This is a genomic window from Amycolatopsis sp. cmx-4-83 (assembly GCF_046548815.1).
Classification (GTDB): domain Bacteria; phylum Actinomycetota; class Actinomycetes; order Mycobacteriales; family Pseudonocardiaceae; genus Amycolatopsis; species Amycolatopsis pretoriensis_A.
The window spans coordinates 262,783-275,340 of the sequence record NZ_JAEBEF010000011.1 but is presented as its reverse complement, the minus strand read 5'-3'; the positions used below and the strand labels follow the sequence as shown (position 1 = coordinate 275,340).

Annotated in this window: 11 protein-coding genes; 6 read left to right on the top strand and 5 right to left on the bottom strand. The window is 67.3% G+C overall.

Going from position 1 to position 12,558, the window contains the following annotated elements; genetic code table 11:
• Positions 1-8 precede the first annotated feature (8 nt).
• The 3 genes from ACLJQM_RS33440 to ACLJQM_RS33430 all read right to left on the bottom strand — a co-directional run bounded on the left by ACLJQM_RS33440 (position 9) and on the right by ACLJQM_RS33430 (position 4,497).
• Positions 9-2,624 (bottom strand): MFS transporter, encoded by a 2,616-nt coding sequence (locus ACLJQM_RS33440; protein WP_410634320.1) that lies wholly within the window; start codon positions 2,622-2,624, stop codon positions 9-11.
• Positions 2,625-2,784: 160 nt separating this feature from the next.
• Positions 2,785-3,438, bottom strand: a complete 654-nt coding sequence (locus tag ACLJQM_RS33435) for a YdcF family protein (RefSeq protein ID WP_410634319.1) — start codon at positions 3,436-3,438, stop codon at positions 2,785-2,787.
• Positions 3,439-3,474: 36 nt separating this feature from the next.
• Positions 3,475-4,497, bottom strand: coding sequence for a helix-turn-helix transcriptional regulator (locus tag ACLJQM_RS33430; protein WP_410634318.1), 1,023 nt, complete (start codon positions 4,495-4,497; stop codon positions 3,475-3,477).
• A 424-nt stretch (positions 4,498-4,921) separates the two neighbouring features.
• Between ACLJQM_RS33430 and ACLJQM_RS33425 the strand changes: the two genes are divergently transcribed.
• Both ACLJQM_RS33425 and ACLJQM_RS33420 read left to right on the top strand, forming a co-directional pair.
• A complete protein-coding gene (locus ACLJQM_RS33425; protein WP_410634316.1) occupies positions 4,922-5,704 on the top strand; it encodes a Scr1 family TA system antitoxin-like transcriptional regulator in 783 nt (260 codons plus the stop codon).
• Complete coding sequence (locus ACLJQM_RS33420; RefSeq protein ID WP_410634493.1) at positions 5,704-5,964, top strand: hypothetical protein; 261 nt, start codon at positions 5,704-5,706, stop codon at positions 5,962-5,964. Before ACLJQM_RS33425 ends, ACLJQM_RS33420 begins: the two co-directional genes overlap by 1 nt.
• A 7-nt stretch (positions 5,965-5,971) precedes the next feature.
• Here the strand turns inward: ACLJQM_RS33420 and ACLJQM_RS33415 are convergent, their stop codons facing one another.
• Positions 5,972-6,448, bottom strand: a complete 477-nt coding sequence (locus ACLJQM_RS33415; protein WP_410634315.1) for a hypothetical protein — start codon at positions 6,446-6,448, stop codon at positions 5,972-5,974.
• A gap of 14 nt (positions 6,449-6,462) precedes the next feature.
• Positions 6,463-7,812, bottom strand: a complete 1,350-nt coding sequence (locus tag ACLJQM_RS33410) for a hypothetical protein (RefSeq protein WP_410634314.1) — start codon at positions 7,810-7,812, stop codon at positions 6,463-6,465.
• A 234-nt stretch (positions 7,813-8,046) separates the two neighbouring features.
• On the opposite strand from ACLJQM_RS33410, the gene ACLJQM_RS33405 reads away from it, so the two are divergent.
• The 4 genes from ACLJQM_RS33405 (at position 8,047) to ACLJQM_RS33390 (ending at position 11,728) form a co-directional block, all read left to right on the top strand.
• Positions 8,047-8,508 carry a glycine-rich domain-containing protein gene (locus ACLJQM_RS33405; protein WP_410634313.1) on the top strand — a complete coding sequence of 154 codons (462 nt, stop codon included), beginning with the start codon at positions 8,047-8,049 and terminating at the stop codon, positions 8,506-8,508.
• Between the two features lie 593 nt (positions 8,509-9,101).
• Positions 9,102-9,410, top strand: coding sequence for a hypothetical protein (locus tag ACLJQM_RS33400; RefSeq protein ID WP_410634312.1), 309 nt, complete (start codon positions 9,102-9,104; stop codon positions 9,408-9,410).
• Between the two features lie 443 nt (positions 9,411-9,853).
• Complete coding sequence (locus tag ACLJQM_RS33395) at positions 9,854-10,789, top strand: hypothetical protein (RefSeq protein ID WP_410634311.1); 936 nt, start codon at positions 9,854-9,856, stop codon at positions 10,787-10,789.
• 120 nt (positions 10,790-10,909) lie between these two features.
• A complete protein-coding gene (locus tag ACLJQM_RS33390; RefSeq protein WP_410634310.1) occupies positions 10,910-11,728 on the top strand; it encodes a hypothetical protein in 819 nt (272 codons plus the stop codon).
• The last annotated feature ends 830 nt before the right edge of the window (positions 11,729-12,558 follow it).

Below are 12,558 nucleotides of genomic sequence, written 5' to 3'. Positions count from 1 at the left end.
GGTCATCGCTAGGCGGTCGACTTGACGACTCGGACCTGATTGCGCCCGGCGTCCTTGGCCGCGAACAGCGCGTTGTCAGCGGAGATCAGGACCTCTTCCAGCGAACTGCCCGCCGCGGGGAACGCAGCTGCGCCGATCGACACGCTGACGTGGAAGCCGGGTCCGGAATCCGGCTCGATGACGGTGCGTTCGACGTGCTCGCGGATGCGGTCCGCGATGGCGTGAATCGCGTCCGGAGAGCTGCCCGGCAGCAGTACGACGAACTCCTCGCCACCGAACCGCCCGCAGAGGTCGTCGCTCCGGACTTCGCTCCGGATGGCGTTGCCGACGAGGACGAGCGCCCTGTCGCCGGTCAGGTGGCCGTGAACGTTGTTCACGTCGCGGAAGTGGTCAATGTCGATCATCAGGACACCGACGCTGAAGCCGTGCTGGCGAGCGCGGTCGATTTCCTTCGCCGCGATCGCGTGCCAGCTCGCCGCGTTGAGCAGCCCGGTCTTCGAATCAGTCGTCGAAGCGTGCTCGAACTGGCGGATCAGGACGCTGCGATGCAGCGCGTAGAGCGGCAGGAACAACACGACCACGAGCCACGGGCGCAGAGTCAGCAGGACGGCCGTCAGCGCGCCCATGCACAACGTCGCCAGCTCGAGGATGTTCTCGTTGAGCGCGCCGAGCATCCGCTTGAACGAAAGGCTCCGCCTGGCGAGAGCGATCGCCACCCCGACGATCGTCGAGTTTGCGGCGAAGTAGATCGCGATCACCGAGGCCAAGCCCACCGCGGTCCAGACACCGGGTTCCTGACCGGGTGGCACGACGTGCAGCTGCCGGGCTGCCCACCCCGCGATCTGGCAGGACAGGATCACGTTCGCCGTGCTGAAGATGACACGGTGCGCGTGGATCCCGGCGACGCCCCGCCAGCTGCGCAGCCACAGGTGCCCGTACAGCAGCAAGGCGACGAGGGCCGCCAAGGCAGTCGGGAGGGTCAGCGCGGCGGCCAGGGTCCACACGGACGAGAAGTTGACGTGCGGGGTGTCCGAAAACCGCCGTCGCCGCCGCTCGACCCGGCGGGTCATCTCCGCGGCCAAGATGCCGAGCCCGACGATCAACCCGCAGGACACGACATCTCGCCAGGCCATCGGGGCCCCCGCGTCAACGATGACGGCAGCTACCGCGATGGCATCGATGACCAGCAGAAACACCGCCGCAGGGCGCGGTAGCAACCAGATAGCCCATCGTGACCAACCAGAGCGCTCAGCGACCCCCTCGTTCGGCATACTGATCTCGCTTCCGTTCCCAGGGGAGGACCCGAGGTCCTCGAGCTCCGGCCGCCGCACCTCGGCACCTCCCGCCGCCGGACGCTCCGGGAGGGGGTCACTATGCGTAACAAGGACTTCTGAGCGCGCTGAATCCGCCGGTGCGGGCTCGTCCTCGACAGTTCTCGCCTGCCGAGGTCGAGCCGCCCACCAGACGAACCCAGCCGCGACCGCGGAGAGTGACGCCACCGCGCCCGACCCGGCAACGACGAAGACGGGATCGAGCCGCTCAGCGACCACGCCGGCGCCGAGTATCGCGATGCCCTGCGAGCTGTAGAGGCAGGTGCTCAACCGTCCCATCGTGGTGCCGCGACGCGCGTCCGGCACCAGCTCGACGACGACCGCCTGCAGCCGGATCAAGTAGATGGTGGACAGCGCACCCGAGACCGCCCAGAGGCCTGCGGCCCACCAAGCGCCTGGTAACGCGAGGCAAGCAATCAGGGGCAGGCCGGACGCCGCTGCGGGCACGACGACCAGCTTCGCCGTGAGCGCGGTATCGGGCCGGAGCCGGCTGGCCAGCCAGCCGCCGAGCACACTGCCGACGGGATCGGCCGCCATCAGGACGCCGACCCCGATCGACGTCAGGCCCACCGCGTTCGCGTACGGAGCTGCCAGGCCCTCGGGTACGACAAAGAATCCGACCATCGCGGCCAGCATGTAGACAGCGACCATGCGCGGGTCGCTGCCCGCCGCCGCTGACCGCGGTGTCGTCTTCGTCTCGGCTCGGCTGACGGGACGAGTTCGGACCACCGCGGCGACTACAACGGCGCTGACCAGGAACGTCGCGGCGTTCACCAGCAACGCGCCGCTCGTGCTCAAGCTCGTCACGAGCAGGCCCCCGAGCCCGAAGCCGGCCACCTGGGCCGTCTGCGTGCTGATCTGCCGGAGGCCGAGACCGGCCTGGTACAGCCCATTCGGAAGCACGTCCGGGAGGAGCGCGAGCTGAGCGGCCTTGAACGGCGCCGCAGCCATGGTCAGGCAGCCGATCAACGCCCAAAGGATCCAGAGCGGCATCCCCGGCACGGCCATCGCCGCCGCCAGCACGGCGCGCACGACGTCGGTCACGACGATCACCGACCGGCGCGGATAGCGGTCCGCCAGACCGGAGAGCAAGAAGCCGCCCAGGATCGCCGGCACAAAGGTCAGGGCGTAGGTGAGCGCCGTCAGCGCCGCGGAGTCCGTGCGCGCGTAGACCAGCAGCGCGAGCGCCACCCGCGCGACCTGATCGCCGAAGACCGATAAGGCTTCGGCGAGCCACAGCGCGCGGAACTCACGACCTCGCAGCGCCACTGCAAAACCGCGGGATCCAGTCATCGGCCCTCCCCACCGCCGTCGAAACTCGCCCGGCAGGCCCCCCTACCTGGAAGAACCACGGTATGCCCGCTCCGTGTCCATGTGGACACAAGTAGCGACAGATCACCCAATCGCAGCACGGCCGTGACGGTCCGCTACTGACTTGATCGACTTCCGCCGGTCAGAGCAGGCGGCTGTTGAATCCCGCCGCGACCAGGCGATCGAACGCGTCGGCCACGGCGGGCGGCACCGGCTGCTCGATGGCGAAGCCACGTTCGGGGTAGATCATCACCCGCTGCAGATCGCCGATCATCATGTCGACGACCTCGGCGGCGTCGCCGATCGTCTTGACGTACCCCTCCAGCGTCAGCGGCGCCGACGTGCACGTCACCGCGACTTCAGGCCACAGCCGCCGGCAGGTCGCGAACGCCCGCCGCTCCATGTACGGCATCGAGATGAGGAGCACGGAGTCCGGTGTCAACCCGGCCCCGATGAGCAGGTCGCGGGAGAGCGTGATGTTGGCGCCGGTGTTCGCGGCCTCAGGCTCGACCAGGATGGCGGTGTCCGGCACGCCCAGCTCCAAGGCGCGCTCGCGGAAGTGGACGGCTTCGCCGCGCGGGAAGATGGCGGCGGTGTCCCGGCTGGTTGCCCCGGTGAAGACGACGGTCTGGAACATGCCGCGGTGGTACAGCTCGGCCGCGTACTCGGCGACGCCGATGTCGTTGCATCCCAGTGCGATGGCGACGTCGCACGCAAAAATCTCGTGGTGGACCTGGTGGAAGTCCCACACGAGCTCGGCGTCCTGCCACTCCACATCGGTAAGTTGCCGCGTCACGGCGCGTTCGTACTCCCTCGGGTCGCGTGCGCGGGCTTACGCCTGGCGTTCGTACGCGCGGCGAATGCCCGAGATGGCCTGTAGCTGATGCATCATCCCGTACTGCGTCGAGGTTGCGGCGGCGCCCTCCAGCAGCTTGAGCCCGCTGTCGGCCGTGGCGGGGTCGGAAAGCAGGAGGTGGCCGTGCGCAGTGTCGAGGCGAACGCGCTGCATGGGTGCGTCGCCGGGCCGGTGGTCGAGCGCCACCTGGAAGGCGACACCGGCTTGGCTTAGGTTGCCATCACCACGGTGCGCCAGGGCCAGCTTCTGGAACGCCACCGACCAGTCCTGCGGCTCTTCAAGAGCCTCGAACTGCCGGATGGCGGGCTTGATGAAGGTGATGGCGTCCGCGTTCCGGCCCGCCTTGCTGAGCGCGGTACCGACCCAGAGCTGGGCGCGGGTGCGGTCGCGGGCGTCGAGGCGGGTGTCCGTGGCCAGCTGCCGGTACTGCTCGGCGGCAGGCTCGTGATTGCCGCCCATCTCGTCGAGGACAGCCAGCTGGAGTTCGAGCTGCGCGACCCGCCGGTCGGCACCGAGCTCGCGGAAGACCGCCATGGCGCGTCCGTAGCTCTGCCGGGCGGACATCGGTCCGGTGAGGACGCCTTGGTCCTGACGCAGATCACCGAGGAGCCGTAGCGACCGGCCGTAGAGGTAGAGTCCGCGGTCATCGCCGCTGGGCACCAGCCGGCCGGTCCAGCGATCCAGCAGGAGCTTCGCCAGGTCGAACTCCTGGCGGCCGAGGCAGACGGCGACTCGGTCCAAGTCGTCGGTCCAAGTTTCGTAGTCAGCGCTCGGACGCGACACCACGGCAGCGCCTTCGGCCAGCAGCTCTTCGAGGCCGCGCGACGTGACGCCGAGCGCCTTTGCGAGTTTCGGCCGCTTGTACGGCAGCGGCTCCGATTTGCCGCGTTCCCACTGCCCGACGGTAGTCGTGTCGAGGCCCAGTTCGATGGCAAGCGTCTCCTGGGTGTAGCCAGCTGCCTTACGAGCGCGGATGAGCCCGTGGCGCCGCGTTCCCATGATTCACTCCCTAGATCACCGCCTGAGGTCATCAGATTACCGCAGGTCAGAAGGCTGCACGCAAGATCTCCTACAGATTCGCCCCGGATGTACGCCCTGGTGATTCAGCTGGACGACCCGCGAAGGTCGATTTCGGCACCCCGGTGGCTGGTCGACCACCTCGCTTCCCCCTCCGATGTGAGCCCCGGCCACCAGGGGTGCCACCCAAGACCGGCGGCAACTGAAAACCATGACCTCGAAACCGAAATCAGAAGACGAGCCAGTGTGCGGTCCCGAATGGCCGAGCGAGGAAGACCTGGCTCTGTACGTGTTACTCAGCCGAGTACTGCACGGACTTCGTCACCTTCCCGAAGATTATTCAGCTGGCCAACGTGAAAGCAAGGACCGAACGATGAACGCAACTCGCAAACCTGCGGTACTCGCCGTGAGCGTCGGACTGCGCGATGCGCGCGAGCGCCGGAACATCGGACTCCGCGAGTTGGCTCGCATGCTGGGAATCAGCGCACAGAAGCTGTCGAACGTGGAACTGGGGACGAACGTCCCCGAGCCCACGCTGGTCGCCCATATCCTCGGTTGCCTCCGAGTCAGCAGGACCGAGTTCGACCAGATCATGAAGATCGCCAAGCAAATCGATGTTCCAAACTTCGTCGACCAGTCCGCGTCGCCCCTGATCGATCTTTTGTGGACGTACGAGCAACTTTCGAGCCGCATCGTGGAGTGGGCACCGTTCTGCATCCCGGACCTCCTGCTACCACCACCGCCGCCCGCCGCGGCTCGGGATGAGGTCACCGAGCAGTCCGAACGGCACGACCAGGAGCTGTTTCACCGCCAGTGTCGTCGGCAGACGATGGAGCAAGGTGGACGCCGGTACGTCTTCTTGGTCGGCGACGAGGCCTTGCGCATGGCCCGCGACGAACCCGACGGCGCGGAGCAGATCAGGCAGCTCCGCGAAGCAGGGCGCCGCCTCGACGTCACAATTCAAATCGTCCCGTCCGGGCCCGATTCCGCGGCAGCCTTCACGCTCTTCGAGGACGGCTCCAGGCCGATCGCCGTCGCGCTCAAGCACAGCCACTGCACGACGTTCGGCACGGACAAGGACGTGCTGAACAAGTACCACGACACTGCGAGGGCGCTGCTGGGGCGCGCCTTCGCCCAGCCGGTCACGATCGAGACTCGGCTCGATTCCCTCCAAGCTCGGGCGTCGTGATGGTCGCCGCCGTCATCTACGTCGACCCGCTGACGATCCAGCCGGTCCTCAACGGCAAGTGGCATCGAATGGACCTCACTGCGGTGCCGCAGCCGGGAGAAGCCGTCACCATGCTCTGCGGCGAATCCGGCGAGGCGGAGTTCAAGCTTTCTGGTGAGGGTCGAAACAACCGCGTCCACCAGCAGTGTGAGCCCTGTGACGATGTCCTCCGGCAACGGAAGGGAATCCCGTCTCGGCGCGATCGGATCGGCCGCCGCTGAAGGAATTTCAGCTTCGGGCAGCGTGCTCCGGCCAGACGACCGTGACGTCCAGCCCCCGATTCCTCGCCGCATCGACGACATCCGCGGTGCCGCCATGGCCACCGGACGGCCCGCCATCCCAGACTGCGACCATCTTGTCCACCATGGACAGAACATGCTCACTGGCGGCCATATAGGCGTCGCGGTTCGACTCGGCGAACGGCATCGTGTGAACGCTCGCGTCCGCGATAAGGCTGTCGAACTCGGCCGCGTTGCCCGGCTTGACCTTGCGCTCCCGGTAGTCCACCGCCGGCAGCACGACTTCGAGCGTCCCACCCAACTCCAGAACGACTCGAGCGAAGACCTGGTCGGCGCCCCGGGCCAAACAGGTGACACCCACGAGATCGTCACGCTGTTCCTTCAGGATCTCGCGGAGCTCGCCGGCCACGAGCTCGGCGGTGGCCACGGTCAGGTTGGAGTGGCCGGTAATTCCGATGCGCACCACAGAGTGTCCTCTTCCTAGACGGCGAGCTTCGCTGCGACGACCTCGCGGACGTCGCGCACGGCAGGAACCGTAGCGAACGCCCCTGCTTCCCGATGGAAGTCCCGAAGCTTGACTCCGACTCGCCCGGACGTCCACGGCACAGCATCAGGCAGGGCCATGCCGATCAGCTCGGCGGCGCGTTCCGGCTCGCGGGTGATCAGGTGGCTGCGGGCGAGCCCGATGAGGTCGAAGACGCGGTTGCGGACCCGGTCGGGATCGCGCAGGGCGATCGCGTGGCCGATGTAGTCCTGGGCTTCGGCCGCATGCCGGACGTCATGTCGCGACAGGTCGCGATAACGGGCTCCGATGACGCCCATCAACTCGGCTTCGTCCAAGCTCCGGACCGAGGGGGTTGCTGCGTCGCCGTCCCGGAGCCCCTCGCTGAAGTAGTCCTCGGCGAGCCGGACGGACCGCCGGAACGCGGGCGCGTCACCGAGCTGGGCGTGTGCCCATGCCTCGCGGGTGGCCAGGACAGCGCGCAGCCGCGGGCTGGCCGTCCGGCGCGTGGCGTACTGCGCCAGTTGCACGACCTCCAGGCCGTCGGCCGGCCGGTCGAGGTCGAAGCACTGGCGGGCCAGCGAGGCGAGAGCGACGGCGGCAAGCGCGTCGTCGCCGGCGACGTGGGCCAGCTGTGCCGCCAGCTTGAAGTAGCGTTGCGCCGCGCCGTGCGCAGCTTCGTCCCAGGCCATCGTCGCGACGATGTCGGCGAGCTCGGCGCCGACGCGGAAGGCGCGACGCGTCTCCGCCGTACCGGACGGAGCCTCCTTCAGACGGCGAAGGTGGGAGTCGAGCTGCGCCACGGCTGTCGAGCGTGCGACGGAGCCGCTAGCCGAACGCCAGCGACGAACGAACTGGACAAATTCTTCTGCCGAGGTCAGCTCAGCCACGGTGAACGCGGTCGACGTCCGCCGCGGCGCAGCCGCAACGGACGGCCAGAGGAACGGAGTCAGCTCGGCGGCCAGCGCCGAACCGGCCAGGACAGCAGCCGTCGCGAGCAGACTCCGGCGAGAGGTCGGCATGAGGTCCTGTTCGGTCGCTGTGACCGCCCGGTCGACGACGGCGTCGGACTGCCAAGCGGTGAACGACGACGGCACGACCGGGCTGTTGGAACTCGTGGTGGCGGCGAAGCCCAGGGCGGTGTCGTCCGACGCGCCCAAGACGTGCCGGAGAGCGGCTCGATAAGCCGCGCTCGGCCACCGCACAACGCCACGCTCGAGCTTTGCCACGTAGTGGGCGTCGAAGGGGTACCTGGTCTGAGTCGTCTCCCACAGCCAGCGCGTCACCCCGTCGGCGACATCGGCTCGGGATGCGTGTTCACCGGGCACGCTCGGCGAGGGCAGTCGTTCCCGCGCTGCCCTCAAGAGGCGATTCGGCTCTGGCACGTATCCTCCCCGGTCACGCCGAGTGTAGCCACGCCTGCGCGTTGAGTCACCGCGTGAAGGTCATCTGCCCCGCTCTGCCCCGTGCCTCCCCGCGACGCCCCTGAGCTTGGCCTCCCTACCTGCAGCGGAGCCGCCGAAGCTGGGTTCGTCCAGCGCTCCGAAACCGAGGAGAACTCGATGTCGATCACCATCAGCACGCACCGAACCGGGCGGTCCCTGGTCTCCGCAGACCTCTTCCAACGCCTGAGCAGCCGCATCGTCACGGTGGAACGTTTCGAGCGCGACCTCGCCGAACGCATCCTGGACCAGGCGTTGGCGTTCCTCGCCGCGTGCGGCTCCAACATCGAGGCCCGGCTCGCCCCAAGCGAGCTCGTCGACATCGGCTGGCACACCTTCATCCTCGACACCCATGAGTACGCCGCCTTCTGCGACCGCGTCGCCGGCAGGTTCCTCCACCACGTGCCCACCGACGGCCAGAACAGCGGGGAGTCACCCGCGACCGTCTTCGCCCGGACGACCACGGCAATGCGGCGGCTCGGCTTCTGCCTCGACGAGGCGCTGTGGCCACGTACCGCGCTCGGCAGCTGCACGGGCTGTCACAATGGCTGCCACGAAGACCCGCCGCCGGTCGCGGCCTAGGAGGACGGACAGGATGCCGCGCAGTACCTGGGAAGCCTTGCCCGTCGCGGTGCGCACCGCGATCGAGCGCGAAACCGGCCGCGTACACGACGCCGTACTTCCCGACGCGGGCCGCAACTCCGACTTCTCCGCCACCTTGCACACCGAGACGGGCACCCTCTTCTGCAAGGGCATCGCCGACGCGGATGGCAAGCGCGGCCGCATGCACCGCCACGAAGCCGCGGTCAACCGGTTCCTCCCACCCGCGGTCGCTCCTCGGCTGCTGTGGCGCACCGAGGCCGACGGCTGGCTTTTGCTGGGCTTCGAGCACTCTCCCGGCCACCACGTCGACCTCTCCCCGGGGTCCGCCGACCTGGACCCGGTGCGGGACGTCGTCACGGCGATGGCAGCGGGCCTGAGCACGGTGTCCGTCGACGCGCCGTCCCTGGCCGAGCAGTGGGGCGAGGCTGGCCGCCTGGCGACGCCTCGCCAAGGACGCTCCCGCCGATCTCGATCCGTGGGCCCGCGACCACATCGACGAGCTGACGAGCTGGGAAACCACCGCGGTCGAGCACGTCACGGGCAACACGCTCGCCCACACCGACCTGCACGCCTTGAACCTGCTCAGCAACGACGGAAAGGTCCAGATCGTCGACTGGGCCTGGTCACGAAACGCCAGCCCAGCGGCCGATCCGGCCTTCCTCATCACCCGCCTCATCGAAGCCGGCCACAACCCGGCGGCTGGGGAAACTTGGGCAGACCAGCTCCCGCTCTGGCAGCAAACCCCGGCCGAAACCAAGACGGCATTCGCGGTCGCGATCTGGGGTATCTGGGAATACCTCGAATGCCACCAGCCGCTGGCCCACCGCCCGGCCCTAACCGCGGCCGCCCGATCCTGGGCTCGGCACAGGCTCGCCCTCTGATCTCACCCGCCGCGGGTGAAGGCAAGGCGGGCCGACGCATGGCGATCCGGGCACGAAACGACTGCGCCACCGGACCGTCCGGCAGCGGAGCCGTCCACTGGTAAAGCGGGGAACGGGCCACCGCGGCCGCGACCAGCGTACGGCCGAAGCCGAGACGTCGGTACTCGGCGACGACGTGGACGCAGTCTAGGGTGGCCGTTCGACATTCGGCGCACAGGCTCATCACTCGGAGGACTTGGCAACATGACGACGGCCGCATCGAGACAGACGTCTTGCACCGGCGCGTGCTGCCTGCGCCCGAGCTAGAACTCCGGGCCCACTTGTCCGGCTGAGACGTCCTCAGTGTGGATTTCGACCCGCCTGAGCACGCTGGCGGAGCTTTCGTGCTGTCGGCTGTCTCGTGGCGCGTAGTCGCGCATGACGCTAATGCGACACTGGGTCTTGTGACGCAACGTGAAGCCCCGCTCGATCTCGCGGCAGCCCTCGGCAAGGCACGCCGCGCCGCGGAAGACCACATGGTGGAGTGCGACCTCTACGGTCTTCCGTGGTACGAAGAGGAGGTCACCCCGCTGCTGTGGCGGCACGCAGCGCCATTCGTCACGACGGCGAGATTCACCAAGCACGAGGAAGGCAAGGTCGGAGCCGACTGGCTGTGGTGGTGGATCGATAGCGATGGTTCGTGCTTCGGCACCCTCGCGCAGGCCAAGCGTCTCTTCCGCGACGGGGCTCGATGGGAGATCCACTTCGGCTACCGGCACGGCGATCAGCTGGACCGGTTGCTGCACGTTGCAGATCTCTTCGACCTCCCAGCTGTGTACGTCCTGCTGCTCGGCGGAGCCGACTACCGTGAGGGGCTGACGTGCGGACGACTCCACACCGACCCGTGCAAGCGATGCGGCCGGGCCAGCGTGTCCGTCCTGGCCGGCCTGTTGGTCGACGAGATCCTCAAGAACAGCGACGGCGTGGTGCTGGATGCGTACCGGCAGTCTGTTCCATTGGAGGACCTGGCTGACCCGTCAGCGTCACCAGAACTGATCAGGGACCTCAACTTTCCGACCTTGCCCGAGGATCTGAAGACCTTCCTCAGCCAACGTCAGCACGGTGCCCGGCATGTGGCGCGGATGATTTTCAAGGCGGTCTCTGAAGTCCGAGCCGCCCAGTTCGGTCATGCGATCGCCGAGCGAGTCGACACCGGCGCTGGCGCTCTCTTCCAGGCGACGCCGCGGGACCACGGGCACTTCCGTGCGAGCTACTTTCCGCATATCCTCCGCGGTCTGCGCTCCGAAGTCCCGGCCTACGTTACGGACGTCCTGGAAGGGCGCCAGCCGCCGTCCTGGGTCACCGACCATGCAGACGGCATGGTCGTCATGCACGTTTGATCATTTCGCCCGATCGAGCGACTCAGCACGGGCTCGCCAGCGGATCGCGAGAAAATCCGTCACCTCAGCGGTGCGTCCACGGCACAATCAGCAACCTGCACGAGATGAGGACATGCTGCCGTGGATCAACTCAAGTTCGAAGCCGGCCTCGGGACTTACAACGTCACCGTCGCCCCCGACAGCGTCTGGATCCACAGGGGGTTGGGCGCACACTACTTCCAGCTTCAACTGGAGGTGGGCGTGCCCGAAGTGGGGCCAGAGGCGGGTCGGCTCCTCATGTTGGAGACGACCCTGTATGCGACGACGACCAGTGGAACCCGCGCGCCGGTCGGCTCAGCGACTGCCTCCGTGCCGTTCAAGCCGGTCGGCGAGATCCGTCGGGAGGAACTGCGCTACCTCGTCACAAACGCTCAGCTCCTCGCGATGGAACAGTCCAGGATGGGTGATTTGCGACTGCAACTGCAGGTGCGTGGCGTGCTGCCACAGGCAAGCGGCTTCCCCGGCGCCCCCGAAGCGACCGAGCACATCGGTATCGCCGAAAGTAGGTGGCGCCAGCAGCTCGCTGGCCTCGGCCGCACCCTCGGCGTTGACATGCTGATTCCCTTCCCCGCAGATGACGAGCCGCGCAGGGAAGTCGCCGACCTTCTGCGCGAGGCTCAACGTCTACTTGGAGGCAACGAGATCGACAGCGCAATGCTGCAGGTGCGCAAGGCGCTCGAAACGATCACGCCGCTCAGCGGCTGGAACTGGCCTGGGCAGCGGAAGGATAAGCGCGAGCGCACCGCCGACGAGCGGTGGGCCTGGATCCGCGCGGCCATGGAGGACCAGGCCAGCGGAGCGCTACACGTCGACGCCGGCACGAAGGACTACTCCTACAGCCGGACGGAAGTCGAGACCCTGATCGGCATGACGGCGGCGTTATTGCAGATCGTGCCCTGACCATCTCATGTGAGCGCTCGACCTCCGGCTCGACAGATGCTCGGCTCACGAGCATCTTGCTGGGATAGGTCGACCTGTTGAGCCGCGGTCGAATGTACGTTCGATTACGGGTAGGATCCGGCTATGGCACCACGCTTGACCAGCAGCGACGATGTTCCGGACCTGCGGCCGCGCAGGGCGCGCTACAGAATTACCGGCCACGGTGGGCAGGTCATGATCGTTCCAAGTCGCTGCGCGAGTGGCCTCCGCGTGTTGACGAACGGCGGCTACCGCATCTGCAGGTCAGGTCGAACACTGCAGGTTACATGTGAGACGTGTGTCGATAGCGGCCAAGCCGAGCACAGCTGGTTCTTCCTGACCAACGGCCGACACGCTGACTCGGCCGAGCTTGATGACGGGCTGCACCTGGACCTCGTCAACAACGTGATTCACGCAGCCGGAAGGTGTGAACACTGTGGTCGATAGCCCGTTTACCAATTGGGAAGGCGACGAACTCCCCGGAAAGAGGCCGGCACTTACCGGGGTCTGGATCTAGTTGGACAAGCCGTTCGTCCGGGGCCAAGACACGCTCGCTACGTCATCGAAACCGGGCTGGACCTGACCGGCCGAGTCCAGGGCCGGCTTCACAGGCGTTTCCCCAGAGTCGACGGTGACTGGTCGGGTGCCGTCAACTATGAGATCGCGTACGCCTACGTCCGCCGCAACAAAGTTCCGCCTCACTGACCAGCTCGTTCCGTTAAACGTTGCAACGACGCGCGTAGACGGCCGCTCGATGGTGTAGTGCCAACCCTGCATCGTGATCCCAACGCGCCGATCACACCTCTGTAACG

What these genes read in the sequence shown, in the direction of transcription:
- ACLJQM_RS33440 (WP_410634320.1), bottom strand. Translation starts at nt 2,624, where the DNA reads ATGACTGGATCCCGCGGTTTTGCAGTGGCGCTGCGAGGTCGTGAGTTC.
- ACLJQM_RS33430 (WP_410634318.1), bottom strand. Translation starts at nt 4,497, where the DNA reads ATGGGAACGCGGCGCCACGGGCTCATCCGCGCTCGTAAGGCAGCTGGC.
- ACLJQM_RS33420 (WP_410634493.1), top strand. Translation starts at nt 5,704, where the DNA reads ATGGTCGCCGCCGTCATCTACGTCGACCCGCTGACGATCCAGCCGGTC.
- ACLJQM_RS33405 (WP_410634313.1), top strand. Translation starts at nt 8,047, where the DNA reads ATGTCGATCACCATCAGCACGCACCGAACCGGGCGGTCCCTGGTCTCC.